Origin of the sequence: Pseudomonas sp. FP1762, assembly GCF_030687105.1 — a bacterium.
Classification (GTDB): Bacteria; Pseudomonadota; Gammaproteobacteria; order Pseudomonadales; family Pseudomonadaceae; genus Aquipseudomonas; species Aquipseudomonas siliginis.
The window spans coordinates 258057-275903 of the sequence record NZ_CP117458.1 but is presented as its reverse complement, the minus strand read 5'-3'; the positions used below and the strand labels follow the sequence as shown (position 1 = coordinate 275903).

14 protein-coding genes are annotated in these 17847 nt (G+C 61.1%); 8 read left to right on the top strand and 6 right to left on the bottom strand.

Annotation, left to right across the window (positions count from 1 at the left end; all coding sequences use genetic code 11):
* Nucleotides 1-170: 170 nt before the first annotated feature.
* The 7 genes from PSH90_RS01160 to tauD all read left to right on the top strand — a co-directional run bounded on the left by PSH90_RS01160 (nucleotide 171) and on the right by tauD (nucleotide 8643).
* A complete protein-coding gene (locus PSH90_RS01160; protein ID WP_305381979.1) occupies nucleotides 171-2495 on the top strand; it encodes a Tex family protein in 2325 nt (774 codons plus the stop codon).
* Nucleotides 2495-2878, top strand: a complete 384-nt coding sequence (locus PSH90_RS01155; RefSeq protein ID WP_052512482.1) for a PaaI family thioesterase — start codon at nucleotides 2495-2497, stop codon at nucleotides 2876-2878. Before PSH90_RS01160 ends, PSH90_RS01155 begins: the two co-directional genes overlap by 1 nt.
* A 247-nt stretch (nucleotides 2879-3125) precedes the next feature.
* The gene (gshA, locus tag PSH90_RS01150; RefSeq protein WP_041477477.1) at nucleotides 3126-4709 is read left to right on the top strand and encodes a glutamate--cysteine ligase; all 1584 of its coding nucleotides are present in this window, start codon (nucleotides 3126-3128) and stop codon (nucleotides 4707-4709) included.
* 329 nt (nucleotides 4710-5038) lie between these two features.
* Nucleotides 5039-6016, top strand: a complete 978-nt coding sequence (tauA, locus tag PSH90_RS01145) for a taurine ABC transporter substrate-binding protein (RefSeq protein ID WP_110644783.1) — start codon at nucleotides 5039-5041, stop codon at nucleotides 6014-6016.
* Nucleotides 6017-6031: 15 nt separating this feature from the next.
* Nucleotides 6032-6826: a taurine ABC transporter ATP-binding subunit gene (tauB, locus tag PSH90_RS01140; RefSeq protein ID WP_305381978.1), complete on the top strand. Its 795-nt coding sequence runs from the start codon at nucleotides 6032-6034 to the stop codon at nucleotides 6824-6826.
* On the top strand, nucleotides 6823-7656 hold the full coding sequence (gene tauC, locus PSH90_RS01135; protein WP_150637913.1) for a taurine ABC transporter permease TauC: 834 nt from the start codon (nucleotides 6823-6825) through the stop codon (nucleotides 7654-7656). Before tauB ends, tauC begins: the two co-directional genes overlap by 4 nt.
* Nucleotides 7657-7800: 144 nt before the next feature.
* Nucleotides 7801-8643 (top strand): taurine dioxygenase, encoded by an 843-nt coding sequence (gene tauD, locus PSH90_RS01130; protein WP_305381977.1) that lies wholly within the window; start codon nucleotides 7801-7803, stop codon nucleotides 8641-8643.
* A gap of 199 nt (nucleotides 8644-8842) precedes the next feature.
* Here the strand turns inward: tauD and mgrA are convergent, their stop codons facing one another.
* The 3 genes from mgrA to PSH90_RS01115 all read right to left on the bottom strand — a co-directional run bounded on the left by mgrA (nucleotide 8843) and on the right by PSH90_RS01115 (nucleotide 13620).
* Entirely contained in the window at nucleotides 8843-9880 is a 1038-nt protein-coding gene (gene mgrA / locus PSH90_RS01125) for an L-glyceraldehyde 3-phosphate reductase (protein WP_252879236.1), read from the bottom strand.
* Nucleotides 9881-10073: 193 nt separating this feature from the next.
* Nucleotides 10074-11393, bottom strand: coding sequence for an LLM class flavin-dependent oxidoreductase (locus PSH90_RS01120; RefSeq protein ID WP_056787075.1), 1320 nt, complete (start codon nucleotides 11391-11393; stop codon nucleotides 10074-10076).
* A 1-nt stretch (nucleotide 11394) separates the two neighbouring features.
* Nucleotides 11395-13620 carry a TonB-dependent receptor gene (locus tag PSH90_RS01115; protein WP_305381975.1) on the bottom strand — a complete coding sequence of 742 codons (2226 nt, stop codon included), beginning with the start codon at nucleotides 13618-13620 and terminating at the stop codon, nucleotides 11395-11397.
* Nucleotides 13621-13823: 203 nt separating this feature from the next.
* Here PSH90_RS01115 and PSH90_RS01110 point away from each other — a divergent pair, with 203 nt between their 5' ends.
* Nucleotides 13824-14861, top strand: a complete 1038-nt coding sequence (locus PSH90_RS01110; RefSeq protein WP_252879235.1) for a LacI family DNA-binding transcriptional regulator — start codon at nucleotides 13824-13826, stop codon at nucleotides 14859-14861.
* A 38-nt stretch (nucleotides 14862-14899) separates the two neighbouring features.
* Here the strand turns inward: PSH90_RS01110 and PSH90_RS01105 are convergent, their stop codons facing one another.
* Genes PSH90_RS01105 through betT form a run of 3 tightly spaced genes read right to left on the bottom strand, consistent with a single transcriptional unit; the run spans nucleotide 14900 to nucleotide 17510 of the window.
* Entirely contained in the window at nucleotides 14900-15301 is a 402-nt protein-coding gene (locus PSH90_RS01105; RefSeq protein WP_039756416.1) for a type II toxin-antitoxin system HicB family antitoxin, read from the bottom strand.
* Nucleotides 15276-15500 (bottom strand): hypothetical protein, encoded by a 225-nt coding sequence (locus PSH90_RS01100; RefSeq protein WP_252879234.1) that lies wholly within the window; start codon nucleotides 15498-15500, stop codon nucleotides 15276-15278. Before PSH90_RS01100 ends, PSH90_RS01105 begins: the two co-directional genes overlap by 26 nt.
* A 48-nt stretch (nucleotides 15501-15548) precedes the next feature.
* Nucleotides 15549-17510, bottom strand: a complete 1962-nt coding sequence (gene betT / locus PSH90_RS01095) for a choline transporter BetT (RefSeq protein WP_305383100.1) — start codon at nucleotides 17508-17510, stop codon at nucleotides 15549-15551.
* Nucleotides 17511-17847 lie beyond the last annotated feature (337 nt).

Here is a 17847-nt window from a genome sequence, read left to right as displayed (position 1 = left end):
ACCGTAAGTGGCCGGTATTTTTTCCGGCCCTGTGCAGTAACTGTTCGATTTCACGGGTCAATGGGCAGCTTCTTGATCCAGGCAGCGGCAATTTTCCAGCCGCTCAATCAGCCTCCAGGCCATTATCTGCGTGCCTGCGAGCCTGCTTTCATACTATGTCAGGTGGTTTTATGGACAGCATCAACAGCCGCATCGCCGAGGAACTCGGCGTACGCCCACAACAGGTCGAAGCGGCCGTCGCGCTACTCGATGAAGGTTCTACCGTCCCCTTCATCGCCCGTTACCGGAAAGAAGTCACCGGCAGCCTCGATGACACCCAGTTGCGTCATCTGGAAGAGCGCCTGCGCTACCTGCGAGAACTCGACGAACGGCGCATCAGCATCCTCGCCAGCATCGAAGAGCAAGGCAAGCTCACCCCTGCCCTGGAACGCGACATCAAGCTCGCCGACACCAAAACCCGTCTCGAAGACTTGTACCTGCCGTACAAGCAGAAGCGCCGCACCAAGGGCCAGATCGCCCTCGAAGCCGGCCTCGGCGAACTGGCCGACGGCTTGTTCAACGACCCGAACCTGTCGCCGGAAACCGAAGCCGCACGCTTCGTCGATGCCGAAAAAGGTGTGGCCGACGTCAAGGCTGCGCTGGAAGGCGCCAAGTACATCCTCATGGAGCGCTTCGCAGAAGACGCCAGCCTGTTGGAAAAGCTGCGTAATTTCCTCAAACAGGAAGCGATCCTCAGTGCCCGCGTCATCGCCGGCAAGGAAGAGGAAGGCGCCAAGTTCCGTGATTACTTCGAACACGACGAGCCGCTGAAAAGCATGCCATCGCACCGTGCCCTGGCGATTTTCCGTGGCCGCAACGAAGGCATTCTCAGCTCCGCGCTGAAAGTCGGCGATGAGCTGCCCGGCACGATGCACCCGTGCGAAGGCATGATCGCTCAGCAGTTCGGCATCCAGAACCAGAACCGCCCGGCGGACAAATGGCTCGGTGAAGTGGTGCGCTGGACCTGGAAGGTCAAGCTCTACACCCACCTGGAAACCGACCTGCTCGGCGAGTTGCGCGATGGCGCCGAAACCGAAGCGATCAACGTTTTCGCGCACAACCTGCACGACCTGCTGTTGGCCGCTCCGGCAGGCCCGCGCGCGACGCTGGGCCTCGACCCGGGCCTGCGTACCGGCTGCAAGGTGGCCGTGGTCGATTCGACCGGCAAGCTGCTCGACCACGCCACGGTTTACCCGCACGTGCCGCACAACAAATGGGATCAGACCATCGCCATCCTCGCCGCGCTATGCGCCAAGCATTCGGTGGACCTGATCGCCATCGGCAACGGCACTGCCAGCCGCGAGACCGACAAGCTGGCGATCGAGCTGATCAAAAAATATCCAGCGATGAAAATGACCAAGGTCATGGTTTCCGAAGCCGGCGCCTCGGTGTACTCGGCGTCGGAACTGGCGGCCAAGGAATTCCCGGACCTCGATGTGTCGATCCGTGGCGCCGTGTCGATCGCCCGTCGCCTGCAGGATCCGTTGGCCGAGCTGGTGAAAATCGATCCGAAATCCATTGGCGTCGGCCAGTACCAGCACGACGTCTCGCAGCTGAAACTGGCGCGCGGTCTGGACGCCGTGGTCGAGGACTGCGTGAACGCCGTGGGCGTGGATGTGAACACCGCCTCCGTGGCCTTGCTGGCACGGATTTCCGGCCTCAATGCGACGCTGGCGCAGAACATCGTTGCTCACCGTGACGAACACGGCGCGTTCAAGACCCGTGCAGCGCTGAAGAAAGTCGCGCGACTGGGCGAGAAAACCTTCGAACAGGCCGCCGGTTTCTTGCGCGTGATGAACGGCGACAACCCGCTGGATTCGTCGGCGGTGCACCCGGAAGCCTATCCACTGGTGCAGCGCATTGCCGCTGAAACCGACCGCGACATTCGCTCGCTGATCGGCGATGCCGCGTTCCTCAAGCGTCTGGACCCGAAGAAATTCACCGACGAAACCTTCGGTCTGCCGACTGTCACCGACATCCTGCAAGAACTGGAAAAACCCGGTCGCGACCCACGTCCGGAGTTCAAGACTGCCGAATTCCAGGAAGGCGTCGAAGACCTCAAGGATCTGCAACTGGGGATGATCCTTGAAGGCGTGGTGACCAACGTGACGGCGTTTGGTGCATTCGTCGACATCGGCGTGCATCAGGATGGTCTGGTGCACATCTCGGCGCTGTCGGAGAAGTTCATCAAGGACCCGCGCGAAGCGGTCAAGGCCGGTGACGTGGTGAAAGTGAAGGTCATGGAAGTCGATATCCCGCGCAAACGCGTCGGTCTGTCGATGCGCATGAGCGACACTCCCGGCGAGAAAATCGATGGCGCCCGTGGCTCGCGTCCGGGCTCGGCACCGCGCCAGTCTTCGGGCAACGCGCCGCGCAAGGAAACCACCACCGCCGCGCCGGTGAACAATGCGATGGCCTCGCTGTTCGCCAACGCCAAGCAGTTGAAGAAACGCTGATGGAAATGCCGGCCGGGCTCGTCGAGAGCGCGTTTTTCAAGCTGTTGGGCTGTCGCCTGCACAGTCTCGAAACCGGGGTGGCGCAAGTCGCCCTGGCGCTTGAGCCCGAACTGCGCAACCGCGGCGGCAAACTGCACGGCGGCGCGCTGTTCAGTCTGGTCGACATCGCCATGGGCCTGGCTTGTTCCAGCAGCCATGGCTTCGATCAGCAGAGTGCGACCATCGAATGCAAGATCAACTACATCCGCGCCGTTTCCGACGGCGAGGTGCTGTGCACGGCGCGGGTGATCCACCCGGGCCGGCGCACGCTGGTGGTCGAAGCCGAGGTGATGCAGGGCGACAAACTGGTCGCAAAAGCGCAAGGCACCTTCGCTGTCCTGTAGATGTTGCTCATCATTTTGAGTTAATTTCGGCGCAACGAATCCTGTGGGAGCTGCCGAAGGCTGCGATCTTTTGATTTTGTTTTTCAACAGCAAGATCAAAAGATCGCAGCCTTCGGCAGCTTCTACGGGTTCATGTGTGCGGCTGACAGGCTAGAAAACCAGGCGATAACGCCAGTTTCAACTTCACCCTTGTAGACCGTCTTGCCCACCCCCATATTGGGGCGACTGACGCGTGAAGGAATCCAAATTGAGCGAACTTCTCAACCGCCGCCTGGCTCTGCTCGGCGAGCGCGCTAACCTCTCTCTGCTCAAGCAGTGCCTGCACGGTATCGAACGTGAATGCCTGCGCGTGACCAGTGAAGGTCGCCTGGCGCAAACGCCGCACCCCGAAGCCCTGGGTTCCGCGCTGACCAACGAACAGATCACCACCGACTACTCCGAGTCGCTGCTGGAATTCATTACGCCTGCCCTGCCGGATCCTGCCGACACGCTGGCGAGCCTGGACAAGATTCATCGTTTTGCCTACAGCAAACTCGGCAACGAGTACCTGTGGAGTCCATCGATGCCGTGCCCGTTGCCGGCCGAGGAAGATATTCCGATCGCCTATTACGGCACCTCCAACATCGGTCAGCTCAAGTACGTTTATCGCAAGGGCCTGGCCCTGCGTTACGGCAAGACCATGCAATGCATTGCCGGGATTCACTACAACTTTTCCCTGCCGGAACAGCTCTGGCCATTGCTGCGCGAGGCCGAAGGTTTCGTCGGCACCGATCGCGATTTCCAATCGGTTTCCTACATCGCGTTGATTCGCAACTTCCGTCGCTACAGCTGGCTGCTGATGTACCTGTTCGGTGCCTCGCCGGCGCTGGACGCCGGCTTCCTGCGCGGGCGTTCGCATCAGCTCGAGCAGCTCGATCCGGACACGCTGTATCTGCCGTACGCCACCAGCCTGCGCATGAGCGATCTCGGTTATCAGAGCAATGCCCAGGCCGGCCTGACACCGTGCTACAACGACCTGGCGAGCTACACCGACAGCCTGCGCGAAGCCGTGGCCACGCCCTACGCGCCATACGTGGAAGTCGGCACGCACAAGGATGGCGAATGGGTGCAGCTCAACACCAACATCCTGCAGATCGAAAACGAGTACTACTCCAACATCCGCCCGAAACGCGTGACCTACACCGGTGAGCGGCCGATCCAGGCGCTGATGGCGCGCGGCATCCAGTACGTCGAAGTGCGCTGCCTGGACATCAACCCGTTCCTGCCGATGGGCATCGACCTCACCGAATCGCGCTTCATCGACGCCTTCCTGCTGTACTGCGCGCTGAACGACAGCCCGCTGCTGACCAACACTTCGTGCGGCAACGCCACCTCGAACTTCCTCAGCGTGGTCAAGGAAGGTCGCCGTCCGGGCCTGCAATTGCAGCGTGACGGTCAACCGGTCGAGATGAAGCAATGGGCGGCCGAACTGCTGGAACAGATTGCTCCGCTGGCGGCGATGCTCGACCAGAGCGTCGGCGGCGATGCCCACAGCAAGGCGCTGGATGCGCAACTGGCCAAGGTCAACGACCCGTCCCTGACCCCATCGGCGCAGGTGCTGGCGGCCATGGCTGAGCACAAGGAAAGCTTTGCGCAGTTCTCCCTGCGCCAGAGCCAGACCCACGCCGAGTTCTTCCGCAGCGAGCCGTTGGCGGCTGACGAGCAAGCGAAGTTTGAAGAACTGGCGCGCGCATCGCTGGCGCAGCAGACCGAGCTTGAACAGAACGAGGTTGGCGATTTCGATGTGTTTGTTGGCGCGTATCAGGCGAGCATCCTCGCCATCAGCAATTAAAAGCCCCTCACCCTAACCCTCTCCCAAAGGGAGAGGGGACTGACCGCGTTGTTCTTGCGAGCTACACCGACCTGAAATACCGGGCCGAACTCAGGCCTTGAAAAGCATGAAGATCAGCTCCCTTTCCCCCTCGCCCCCTTGGGGGAGAGGGCTGGGGTGAGGGGGCAAAGTTCTGACGTCGAACGAATCATCCGAAATCCCCACACCCTCTCCTATCCTTAGATTTTTCCGCTCATAAGCTCATTCGAAAAAGTTATTTATTTCGCGATTCTTAGATCATTTAGTCTCCACTCATGCCGACATTCGGTCGCCTGATCTGGAGCTCTCAATTGAAACTGAATTCCCCGCTTCGCCTGCTCGCCGCCGCCTCGCTGGCCGCTGCAAGCTTCCTGGCCCAGGCGGCCGATCTCACCGTCGCCTACCAGACCACCGTCGACCCGGCCAAAGTCGCGCAGGCCGACGGCGCCTACGAGAAAGCCACCAAGGCTGACATCAGTTGGCGCAAATTCGATAACGGTGCCGACATCATTGCCGCCATCGCGTCCGGCGATGTGCAGATCGGCTATCTCGGTTCGAGCCCGTTGACCGCCGCGATCACCCGCAAAGTGCCGGTCGAAACCTTCCTGATTGCCACGCAGATCGGCGCCGCTGAAGCACTGGTCGCGCGCGACGGTTCCGGCATCAAGACTCCGCAGGATCTGATCGGCAAGAAAATCGCCGTGCCGTTTGTGTCCACCGGGCACTACAGCCTGCTCGCCGCGCTGAAGCATTGGAACATCGACCCGTCGAAAGTCACCGTGCTCAACCTCGCGCCGCCAGCCATCATCGCGGCGTGGAAACGCGGCGACATCGACGCCACTTACGTGTGGGATCCGGCACTGGGCGTGGCCAAGGAAAACGGCAAAGTGCTGATCACCTCCGGCGAGCTGGCCAAGTTCGGCGCGCCGACCTTCGACGCGTGGATCGTGCGCAAGGACTTCGCCGAGAAGCACCCGGAAATCGTCACCGCATTCGCCAAGGTCACCCTCGACGCCTACGCCGCTTACCGCAAGGATCCGCAGGCCTGGCTGGCCAACCAGAGCAACGTCGACAAACTGGTCAAACTCTCCGGCGCCAAGGCCAGCGACATTCCATTGCTGCTGCAGGGCAACGTCTACCCACTGGCGGCGGATCAGGTCAGTGACCTCGGCGCGCCGACCACCAAAGCCATCACCGACACCGCCGCGTTCCTCAAGGAGCAAGGCAAGGTCGACGCCGTCCTGCCGGACTACGCGCCTTACGTCAGCGCCAAATACATCACCAACTGATCGGGAGATACAGCGATGGCCTTGCTACAGCTGGAGCGCATCAGCGCACAGTACCCGGGCAGCCCGGAGCCGGTGCTGGCGGATATTTCTCTGACCCTGGGGCCGCAGCAATTGCTGGTCGCCCTCGGCCCGTCCGGCAGTGGCAAGACTTCGCTGTTGAACCTGATTGCCGGCTTCGTCGAGCCGAGTGCCGGGCGCATCACCCTTGACGGCGTGCCGGTCAAAGGCCCGAGCGCCGAACGTGGCGTGGTGTTTCAGGACGACGCTTTATTGCCTTGGCAGGACGTATTGGCCAACGTCGCCTTCGGCCTCGAACTGGCCGGTGTCGGCAAGGACAAGCGGGAAAAAATCGCCCGTGAAATGCTCGCGCTGGTCGATCTTGCCGGCTTCGAAGACCGGCGCATCTGGCAATTGTCCGGCGGCCAGAAACAACGCGTCGGCCTCGCCCGCGCCCTCGCCGCCGCTCCGCGCGTGCTGCTGATGGATGAGCCGTTCGGTGCGCTTGATGCGTTCACTCGCGAGCAGATGCAGGAGCTGTTGCTGCAAGTCTGGCAGCGCACTGCCAAACCGGTTTTCCTGATTACCCACGACATTGAAGAAGCGGTGTTCCTCGCCACGGACCTGATTCTGCTGGCACCGAATCCGGGGCAGATCGTCGAGCGCCTGCAGCTGGATTTCGGTCAGCGTTACGCCGCTGGCGAGTCGGCCCGCGCGATCAAATCCGATCCGCGTTTTATCGAAACCCGCGAGCATGTACTGAGCAAAGTCTTCTCGCAACGCAGCGCCGTACCCCGGCAGGAGCCCGCATGAGCAGTTACGACGTTTCCGCTGCGGCGGTGAAAACACCTTCGGTGAGCATCCCGCTGCGCCGCAGCCTCAGCACTCGCTGGATCAGCCTGCTGACCCTGTTCGGCCTGTTGGCGGTCTGGTGGGCGGTGACCGCTACCGAGTTGATCGAACCGCTGTTCTTGCCACCGCCCTCTGCCGTGCTGCAAAAAGGCTGGCTGCTGGCGACCTCGGGATATATGGATTCGACGCTGTGGCAGCACCTGGGCGCGAGCCTGAGCCGCATCGGCCTGGGTCTCGCTTTTGCGATTCTCACCGCCGTGCCGGTGGGCATTGCCATTGGTGCAAACCGCATCGCTCGCGGTGTGCTCGATCCACTGATCGAGTTCTACCGCCCGATCCCGCCGCTGGCGTATCTGCCGCTGATCGTGATCTGGTGCGGCATTGGCGAGTTGTCGAAAGTGCTGCTGATCTACTTGGCGATTTTTGCGCCGATTGCGATTGCCACCGCGACGGGTGTGCGCACGGTTGATCCAGCAAAACTGCGCGCGGCGCAGTCGTTGGGCGCAACGCGCGTGCAGTTGATTCGCCATGTGATTCTGCCCAGCGCTCTGCCGGACATTCTCACCGGCGTGCGCATTGGCCTGGGGGTTGGCTGGTCGACCCTGGTTGCGGCCGAACTGATTGCTGCCACCAGCGGCTTGGGTTTCATGGTGCAGTCGGCCGCGCAATTCCTGGTCACCGATGTCGTGGTGCTGGGAATTCTGGTCATCGCCCTGATCGCCTTCGCCATGGAAATGGGCCTGCGCGCATTGCAGCGCAGACTGGTGCCATGGCACGGCCAGGCGCACTAAATCGCCTTGTGAAAATTCCCCTGTGGGAGCGAGCCTGCTCGCGAAAGCGTCAGATCATTCACTGCACTGTCGCCTGACACTCTGCATTCGCGAGCAGGCTCGCTCCCACAAAAGCATGACACTCCGAATTCGAAGAGAACGACCATGAGCACCCTCAACATCACCCCGTTAAGCTCGGCCCTCGGCGCGCAGATCAGTGGCGTCGACATTAGCCAGCCGCTGAGCCTGGAACACCGCGACGCCATCGAACAGGCGTTGCTCAAATATCAGGTGCTGTTCTTCCGCAACCAGCCGATCGAGCCAGCGCAACAGGCACGCTTCGCGCATAATTTCGGCGACCTGCACATTCACCCGATCTACCCGAACGTGCCGGAACAACCGGAAGTGCTGATCCTCGACACCGCCGTCACCGACGTGCGCGATAATGCGATCTGGCACACCGACGTGACCTTCCTGCCAACGCCCGCGATGGGCGCAGTGCTCAGCGCCAAGTTGCTGCCGGAGTTCGGTGGCGACACGTTGTGGGCCAGCGGCATCGCGGCATATGAAGCGCTGTCGGTGCCGATGAAAACCCTGCTCGAAGGGCTGACAGCGACCCACGATTTCACCCGATCGTTTCCGCTCGAGCGCTACGGCAACACGCCTGAGGCGCTGGCGCAGTGGGAAGAAGCGCGGCGCAAGAATCCGCCGCTGTCGCACCCGGTGATTCGCACCCACCCAGTGAGCGGGCGGCGCTCGCTATTCGTCAATGAAGGATTTACCTCAAAGATCAACGAATTGTCGGAAACCGAGAGCGAGGCGATTCTGAAGTTTCTGTTCGCCCACGCGACACGGCCGGAATTCACCATTCGCTGGCGCTGGCAGAAGGACGACATCGCCTTCTGGGACAACCGCGTGACGCAGCATTACGCGGTGGACGATTACCGCCCGGCGCGGCGGGTGATGCAGCGGGCGACGGTGTTGGGGGATGTGCCGTTTTTTCGCTGAGCCCTTTTAAAGGCAAAAGCCCCTCACCCTAACCCTCTCCCGGAGGGAGAGGGGACTGATTGGGGATGCTGTAGAAGTACGCCGACCTGAACGTACTTTGCTGAATCCATAATCGACTCGGTATTTCAGGTCGATGTAAGACGCAAGACACCTCGGTCGGCTCCCTCTCCCTCTGGGAGAGGGCTGGGGTGAGGGTGGCTCACTCCGCCGTCGAAGGCTTCTCCCAAAGATTGATCCCGCCCTCCTGGGCAAACCGGTCAATCTCCGCCAGCTCTTCTGCACTGAAGCTCAGATTCTTCAACGCCCCAACGTTCTCGACAATCTGCTCCGGCCGGCTCGCGCCGATCAGTGCCGAGGTCACCCGTGGATCACGCAGCGTCCACGCCAGTGCCAGTTGCGCCAGACTCTGGCCGCGACGCTGGGCGATCTCGTTCAACGCTCGCACGTGAGCGATGTTGGCCTCGGACAAGTGCGAAGCCTGCAGCGAGCCGCCGCCCGGGCGATTGACTCGCGCATCGGCCGGCACGCCGTTGAGGTATTTGTCGGTGAGCAAGCCCTGCGCCAGCGGCGTGAACGCGATGACGCCCGTGCCGAGTTCATCGGTGGTGTCGAGCAGATCCTTTTCCACCCAACGATTGAGCAGGTTGTACGCCGGCTGATGAATCAGCAGCGGCACTTTCCACTCTTTCAGCAGCCCGGCCATCTCGCGGGTTTTCACCCCGGAATAGGACGAGATACCGATGTACAGCGCCTTGCCCTGCTGCACAGCGGTGGCGAGGGCGCTGGCGGTTTCTTCCAGCGGGGTGTCCGGGTCGAAGCGGTGCGAATAGAAGATGTCCACATAGTCCAGACCGAGGCGTTGCAGGCTCTGGTCGAGGCTGGCCAGCACGTATTTGCGCGAACCGCCGCCCTGACCATACGGGCCGGGCCACATGTCCCAACCGGCCTTGCTGGAGATGATCAGCTCGTCGCGATACTGCTTGAAGTCTTCGCGCAGCAGCCGACCGAAATTGATCTCGGCGCTGCCGTATGGCGGGCCGTAGTTGTTGGCCAGATCGAAATGATTGATGCCCAGATCGAACGCGGTGCGCAGCAAGGCACGCTGGGTCTCGATCGGCGTGCTGTCGCCAAAGTTGTGCCACAGGCCCAGCGACAAGGCCGGCAGCACCAGACCGCTGCGGCCGACGCGGCGGTAGGGAATGGAGTCGTAGCGATTTTCGGCAGCGGTGTAAGTCATCGAATCCTCTCTTGTCTGTCTTTTAGTCATCTGCAACCGGACACCTTTGTGGCGAGGGGATTTATCCCCGATGGATGGCGAAGCCGCCCCAAAACCTGAAACCTCGGCGAATCTGGTGTACCGAATGCGCTGGTTTTACGACTGCTTCGCAGCCGAACGGGGATGAATCCCCTCGCCACAAAAGCCCCATCAATCATGCAAAGCGATTTGCTGGTCGAACCAGCCCCAGGTTCTGCCGCAGCGTGCGGCCTTCATATTCAGTTCTGAACAAGCCACGCCGTTGCAGTTCCGGCACCACGCCATTGGCGAAATCTTCCAGCCCGCCCGGCAGGTGCGGCACCAGCACATTGAAGCCGTCCGCCGCGCCTTGTTCGAACCACTCCTGCAGGCAATCGGCAATCTGTGCCGGCGTGCCGACCAGGCTGTGATGCCCCCGCCCGCCAGCGATCCTGCGACCAAGCTCGGCGAGGGTCAGGCTCTCCCGCCCGGCCAGCTCGGTCAGCAATTTCTGTCGGCTCTGCTGACCGCTGTCAGTCAGCGGCAATGGCGGCAGCGGCCCGTCCAGCGGGTACTTCGATAAATCGAAGTTGCCCAGCATACGCCCAAGCAGCGCGACGCCCACCTCCGGTTCGACCAATTGCTGAAACGTTTCAAACTTTTCCTGCGCTTCAGCTTCGGTAGCAGCGACCACCACGAACACACCGGGCATGATTTTCAGCGAATCGGTGCTGCGCCCGAACTTGGCCAAGCGTCCCTTGATATCAGTGTAAAACGCCTGTGCGGCGGCCAGCGAAGTCTGCGCGGTGAACACCACTTCCGCCGTTTGCGCCGCCAGTTCGCGCCCGGCTTCGGAAGAACCGGCCTGGACGATCACCGGTTGCCCCTGCGGCGAGCGCGCGACGTTCAGCGGGCCTTTGACCCGGAAATGTTCACCGACATGATCGAGCACGTGCAGCTTCTGCGGGTGGTAATAGGCGCCGCTGGCCTTGTCGCGGTGGAAGGCATCGTCTTCCCAACTGTCCCAGAGCCCGGTGACCACCTGATGAAACTCACGGGCGCGGCTGTAGCGTTCGGCGTGGCCGATGTGTGCGTCGCGGCCGAAATTCAGCGCCTCGGCCGCATTGTCCGAAGTCACCAGATTCCATCCCGCCCGTCCGCCCGACAAATGATCGAGCGAAGCGAACTTGCGCGCGACGTGGTATGGCTCGTTGTAACTGGTGGTGGCCGTGGCGATCAGGCCGATGTGCTCGGTCACCGCGCTCAGTGCCGAGAGCAAGGTCAGCGGCTCGAAGTGATCGGAGCGCGCCATGCGGCTGGCGATGTTTTCGGTCGGTGCGGCGACGCTGTCGGCGACAAACAGCGCATCGAACTTTGCCGCTTCGGCGATCTGCGCCAGACGTTTGTAATGGGCGAAATCCAGCCCAGCATCCGCCGGCACGTCCGGGTGCCGCCAGGCCGCTACGTGATGCCCGGTGGCCATGAAAAACGCACCGAGTTTCATCTGTCTGCTCATCTCAGAAATCCTTGCGCAGTTGCACGCCGAAATAGCGCTCGTCATCCCGTGGCACGGCGCGATAGATGTAGCTGCCGCCACTGGCCAGCAATGACGAATAGGATTTGTCGGCGAGGTTCTTGCCGAGCAGGGCGACACGCCAGCCATTGCTGTAATCGGCCAAGGCGACGCTGGCGTTCCACAGCCCGTAGGCGCCCTGTTTGGTATCGGGGTTCTGGCTGATGTCGTACTGCACTTCGCTCTGCCAGCTGTAGTCAGTGCCCAGTTCGATATCGAGACCGTTGTCCAGCGGAATTGTGTAGTCGGCGCGCACGTAGCTTTTCCAGTCCGGGCTGAACGGCAATGGTTTGCCGTTGACGTTGCACGACGCCGCCGCGCCGGCCGGGCAGGCGAATTCGTCGATGCGTGCGCGGGTGTAGGCCAGTGAGCCGGAGAACTTCAGTTGCTGGGTGGCTTGCAGGGCGTAATCGAGTTCGATGCCTTCACTGGTGACGCTGCCGGCGTTGATCAAACGCGTCACCACCTGCCCGGCGACGGTGTCGAAAAAGTTCGCCTGATAGTTGTCGTACTCGCTGTGGAAGATCGCCAGGTTGGTGGTCAGGCGGTTGTTCCAGGAGGTGGCTTTGATCCCCACTTCCCAGGTGTTGGAGGTCTCCGGTTTCAGCGCTTCGGTGTCGCGCGGCTGCATGTTGAAAAACACGTTGTACGCCGGGCCTTTGTAACCGCGCGAATAGGTCAGGTAACTGGTAACGGTATCGCTCAGGTCATATTGCAGACCGAGGCGACCGGACCAGCCGTCCTCGTCCACCGAGCCAGAGCTACTGGTCGCCGGTTGAATGCCGCTGACGGTGGTCGCTGATGTTGAAACGCGACGGTGATCGTATTTCAGATCATCGTGGGTATAGCGCAGACCGGCGATGCCGCGAAAGTTCGAAGTGAAGTTCAGCGTGCTCTCACCAAACACCGCGTAGCTGTCGCTGGTGGTGCTGTAATCGGCAACGCCACGGTCGGTGCGTGTGGTGGTCGTGAGGGTGCGCTGATAGGTCTCGTCGTCCTTGCCGTGCATGTAGAACAGGCCGCCGACGTACTCGAGAAACTCGCCCTTCGGTGAGGCCAGACGCAGCTCTTGCGAATACTGGTCGAAGGCCAGATCGCCTTTATCTGCCGTGCCGGGGAACGCCGCCGTCACGGTGCCGAGGCGATCACCATCCTGATACTGGGTATTGTCCCAGCCGCGCCATGCGGTGATCGATGTCAGCGTGTAATCGCCCAGTTGCCAGTCGAGCTGGCCGGACAGGCCTTTGTTGATGTCCTCGATGTGAGAGCGGGTGTCGGTGTTGATGTCGCGGTTGTGGCTGCTCGCGCTCACCGGACTCAGCGCGTTGGCGAAGGCCGGCGTCAGCGCTTGGCTGACGACACCATTGGGCGCGTCGTCGTGGGACTGCATGTAGTCCGCGATCAGGGTGAAAGTAATGTCGTCGTTCGGGGTGAATTCGAGTTTGCCGCGCACACCGCGGTGGTTGTAACCGTTGACCTCGTGGCCGTTGTGTTGATTGTCGATGTTACCGTCGTACGTGCCGAACAAGGTGCTGATCGAGCCCTTCAGCGTGTCCGGAATCAGACTGCCGCCAAGGCCGAAACGGCTGCGGCTTTCGTTGCCGCTGTAGAACGCCTGATCGATATAGCCGTGTGTTTCGGCGGTCGGTGCCTTGCTGGAGACGTTGAGTACACCGGCCGAGGCGTTCTTGCCGAACAGCGTGCCTTGTGGGCCACGCAACACTTCGACGCGCTCCAGATCGAGCAGATCCAGCGTGGCCTGACCGGGCCGCGCGTACACCACGCCGTCGATCACTGTCGCCACGGTCGGCTCGACGCCGGGCGAGGTGGAAATCGTGCCGACGCCGCGCACGAATAACGAGGTGTCCTTGTTCGAGGCGCCGGTACGGAAATTCAGCGACGGCACTTGCTGAACGATGCTCGCCAAGCTATTGCGGTTATCGCGTTCGAGCTGTTCGCCGTCGAGCACGGAAACCGCCACCGGCACTTTCTGCAGGGACTCTTCGCGGCGAGTCGCGGTCACCGTGACGGATTTCAGCGTCGGTTCCTGATCGCTGCTGTCAGCGGCAAACGCCATGGGCAGCGGCAGCGCCGCCAGCCCGGTGAAAATCCAGCCCGCCGCGTGTATCGACTGCGTCAGTGTGTGTAATGCCCCAGGAAAATTACGCATAGGTGTTCGCTCGAAAATGGCCCTGAACCGCTGCCGTTCTGCGACGACAGCGCCTGAATCTGTCTTGGGCATTCGCTCGAGCGAGTAGCAGACAACGCGCCTTGTTAGCGCTAACATCGGCAATATTGGCCATCGGCGAATAGAGCGTCCAATACTGAAAAATTACTTTTATATGCGATTTGGTTTTTAGAAAGGATCGAGTCTTGAACGTTGAAAAACCGCGTAAACGTCGTGGCGCCGGCCGTGTAACGTTGAATGCCGTGGCGCGTGCGGCCGGGGTGTCGGCGATTACCGTGTCGCGGTATTTCAATCAGCCCGAACAGGTTTCGCCCGAGCGGCGCGAGCGTATTGCAGCGGTGGTTGCCGAGCTCGGTTATGTGCCGAATCTGGTGGCGGGTGGTCTGGCCTCGGCGCGGGGGAAAATCGTCGGCATGGTCATTCCGAACATCTCCGGGCCGATTTTTGCCAACACGATCCAGGGCTTCAGCGACACCCTTAGCCGTCACGGTTATCAACTGTTGCTGGCGTCGAGTTATTTCGATATCAAGCAGGAAGAAAATGCCGTGCGCGCGTTTCTCGGTTGGTCGCCGGCAGCGCTGGTGCTGACCAGCCACTTTCACAGCGCAGGCACCGAGAAAATGCTCGCCGAGGCGGATATTCCAGTGATCGAAACCTGGGATTACCAGCCGGAACGCGGGCCGATGCAGATTGGCTTTTCGCATTTCGAAGTGGGCGTGACAGCGGCAAGGCATCTGCTGGACAAAGGCTATCAACGCATTGCTTTCGTACAGAACAGTGCGCCGGGCGACTTCAGTGCACTGGAGCGCCGCGATGGTTATGCCGCCACTGTGCGTGAAGCAGGACGTGAGCCATGGATCTTCGCCCCGGACGCCGACCGCGCACCGTTCGAGGCCGGCAAGCAAGCGATGGACGCCCTGATGAACGCCTCACCACGCCCCGACGCGATCATCTTCGCCAACGACAATCTCGCCGCCGGCGGCCTCCTCGCCGGACAACGCGCGGGTATCAAAATCCCCGCAGACTGCGCCGTGCTCGGCTTCGGTGATTACCCGTTTGCCGAGATGTTATTGCCCAGTCTGAGCACGATCAAACCGCCAGCGCTGGAGATTGGCGTGCTGGCGGCAACGCGAGTGCTGGAAAGCCTTGGCGTACTGCCCAACGAAGCAGTGCAACGGCTGAACCTGCTGCGATGCCAAGTGATCGAGCGCGAAAGCTCCTGACTGCGGGAGTGAGCAGGATCGCTCCCACAGAATTTCTGTCATACCGACAATTCGCGCAGCGCAGCCGCCGCCAGAAATCCGGAGCGGGAACGGTAGCGCCGGTCTCGCCGGACGGTCTGGTCAATACGTTCCAGCAACTGCTCGGGCAATGTGGCATTGAAGCGCACTGATTTGCCGAAGTAAGGCGTGATGTCAAAGTCGACCACGCCCCAGATACCGCCCGCGTAATCCGGGTTATCAAGATGAGCATCAATGTCGCGCACTTGCGGCAGTGGGGCGCCATCGGCGACCAGCCCCTCGTAGTGCAGCGCCAGCGCTTCCTGCGTGTTTTCGAAAGCTTCGGCTACCGTGGCGCCTGCGGAATAACACCCCGGTACGTCCGGAATGATCACGCCGTAGTCCGAGTCGGCATCCTTATGCAGAACGACCGGGAATTTCATAAAGGTTTCCTTCGCCCTTTCCGACGTCAAGAATTACAACTCTAGGGCATAAAGCGCGCAGCGATACACACCATACACACTTGGATAAATAATAGTCTGTTTCGTGATCATCACAGAGGGACGGATCGCCGGCGGGGCCCAAGATTGCGATGGGCAGTGCGGTGTTTGGCGTGCCGGTGGCGGCGATGGTGTTGTTCATGGTGCTGAGCGCCGAGGCGTAAAAACCTCTCGGCGCTCAGCCGCTGGATCAACGCACCAGATGCAGGAACTGCATGTGCCGTTCGTACTGGTCGAGGATGTCGTTGATGATCTGCTCTTTGGTGTAGCCGACCAGATCGTAGTCCTGACTGCCCTCGCTCAAGTGCACTTCGGCGCGGTAGTAGCGGCGATTGTTGAGTTGCTTGGAACCCATGCCGCCGCGCGCGAACGATGGCGTGAAGTAGCCGCGCATCTGCACCTGATAGATGAACGGATGCTGCTCGCCATGGCCGATTTCCAGGCTGACGTTGTCATGCGCCGGATCCGGCTGGGTAACCACGTGCAGGCCTTTTTCGACGAACACGGCGGTCACTTCCTCGATCGCCGGACGCACCGTGCTTTCCATGAAGCGGTACACCTCGTCGCGGGACGGGAAGTGCACGGCCTGACTCAGGCGCTGACGCCAGCCACCGGTGCCACGCCGCGAACCGGAGACCGGCGCCAGCGAATGCAACTGCGCGATCTGCTTCTGCGACTCCAGATAGAACGCCTTGTGCAGGCCCCACATCATCAGCAGCAGAATCAACGAGAACGGCAATGAGGTCAGCACCACCGCCGACTTCAACGCGTCGATGCTGCCGGAAAACAGCAGTGCGCTGGTGATCAGCGCGGTCATCGCACCCCAGAACACCCGCAGCCATTTCGGCCCGTCTTCATCCGGGTTGCCGCCTTTCGCCGACAGGGTGGAGAGCACCACGGTGCCGGAATCCGCAGACGTCACGAAGAACACGAAGCTGATGAACACCGTCACGGCGATGACAGTCTTGCTCCACGGATAGGTTTCCAGCAGCAGATAAATGCTCATCGACGGATTGTCGATGGCCGACATGCCCAGCGCACTCATGCCGTGATTGAGCACTTGATCCAGGGCGCTGTTGCCGAAGATCGACATCCACGCCAAGGTGAAACCGAGCGGAATCAACAGCACGCCGAAGACGAATTCACGGATGGTGCGGCCACGGGAAATCCGCGCGATGAACAGGCCCACGAACGGCGACCATGCGATCCACCAGGCCCAGTAGAACACGGTCCAGCCGCCCAGCCAGTCGCTCGGTTTGTCGTAGGCGTAGAGGTCGAAACTCTTCATCGGAAGCGCGCCGAGGTAATCGCCGACGTTCTGGATCAGGGTGTTGAGCAGGTGCTGTGTCGGCCCGGCAAACAATACGAACAGCAGCAGCCCGCAGGCCAGCAGCATGTTGATGTCCGACATCACCCGCACGCCTTTGTCGACGCCGGAGACGGCCACAATGATCGCCGCACCCATCATCAGCGTGATCAGGCCGACCTGAATCCACTGCGTGTGGGCGATGCCGAACAGGTAGTCCAGCCCGGAGTTCAGATGCAGCACGCCGAAGCCCATGTCGGCACCGAGGCCGAACACCGTGGCGATGATGCCGAAGCCGTCCACCGCATAGCCGATCGGGCCGTTGATGCGTTTGCCGATCAGCGGATACAGCGCCGAACGCAGGGCCAGCGGCAGATTGTGCCGATAGGCGAAATAGGCCAGCGCCATGCCGACGAAGGCAAACACGCCCCAGCCATGCAGGCCCCAATGCAGGAACAGGATCTGCATCGCCTGGCGTGCCGCATCCGCCGTGCCCGCGCCGCCTTGCGGTGGCTGGAGCATGTGGGTCAGCGGTTCGGAGACGCAGAAGAAAAACAGCGTGATGCTGATCCCGGCGGCGAACAGCATGCCGGCCCAGGACAGGTAACTGAATTCGGGTTCGTCGTGGTCGGCACCGAGTTTTATCTTGCCGTAGCCGGATAAGGCGGTGACCACCACGAAGACCAGATACAGGGTCATCGCGAGCATGTAGTACCAGCCGACCGTGTTGGCCGCCCAGTTTTGCGCTTCCAGCAACCAGGCGCCGGCCTGCTCGGGGATGGCGATGACGACAAGACCAAACAGCAGAATGACCGTCGCGGCGAAGTAGAACACCGGCGGATTCATGCGCACCAGACCGCTGGCGGGGGTAGACGATGCACTCATGAAAGGTGCACCTCGAAGGGTTGAAACGTGGCTGAAATGATCGGACTCAGCAAAGGCAAGCCTCCTGTTGTGAGCGGGCAGCGAACCACCGGTTTAACTTGAATGAACGTTCAAGTTAAACATGAATGGGGCGGTAAGGACTAATCGCAGGGCTGGGCGGTAGGTTTCCTACAGCGCCCGAGGAGGTTTATGACGCGGGTTTTGTGAGATTCGTTCACTGCGCCAAGCAAGAATCAAAAGCCCCTCACCCTAACCCTCTCCCAGAGGGAGAGGGGACTGATTGGGGGATGTTCAGAAT

Bases quoted from the DNA above. Each gene is read 5' to 3' on its own strand.
- tauC (WP_150637913.1), top strand. From the start codon at position 6,823: ATGAGCAGTTACGACGTTTCCGCTGCGGCGGTGAAAACACCTTCGGTG.
- PSH90_RS01100 (WP_252879234.1), bottom strand. From the start codon at position 15,500: ATGAACAACACCATCGCCGCCACCGGCACGCCAAACACCGCACTGCCC.
- betT (WP_305383100.1), bottom strand. From the start codon at position 17,510: ATGAATCCGCCGGTGTTCTACTTCGCCGCGACGGTCATTCTGCTGTTT.
- tauB (WP_305381978.1), top strand. From the start codon at position 6,032: ATGGCCTTGCTACAGCTGGAGCGCATCAGCGCACAGTACCCGGGCAGC.
- PSH90_RS01115 (WP_305381975.1), bottom strand. From the start codon at position 13,620: ATGCGTAATTTTCCTGGGGCATTACACACACTGACGCAGTCGATACAC.
- PSH90_RS01160 (WP_305381979.1), top strand. From the start codon at position 171: ATGGACAGCATCAACAGCCGCATCGCCGAGGAACTCGGCGTACGCCCA.
- PSH90_RS01105 (WP_039756416.1), bottom strand. From the start codon at position 15,301: ATGAAATTCCCGGTCGTTCTGCATAAGGATGCCGACTCGGACTACGGC.
- mgrA (WP_252879236.1), bottom strand. From the start codon at position 9,880: ATGACTTACACCGCTGCCGAAAATCGCTACGACTCCATTCCCTACCGC.
- PSH90_RS01155 (WP_052512482.1), top strand. From the start codon at position 2,495: ATGGAAATGCCGGCCGGGCTCGTCGAGAGCGCGTTTTTCAAGCTGTTG.
- PSH90_RS01120 (WP_056787075.1), bottom strand. From the start codon at position 11,393: ATGAGCAGACAGATGAAACTCGGTGCGTTTTTCATGGCCACCGGGCAT.
- tauD (WP_305381977.1), top strand. From the start codon at position 7,801: ATGAGCACCCTCAACATCACCCCGTTAAGCTCGGCCCTCGGCGCGCAG.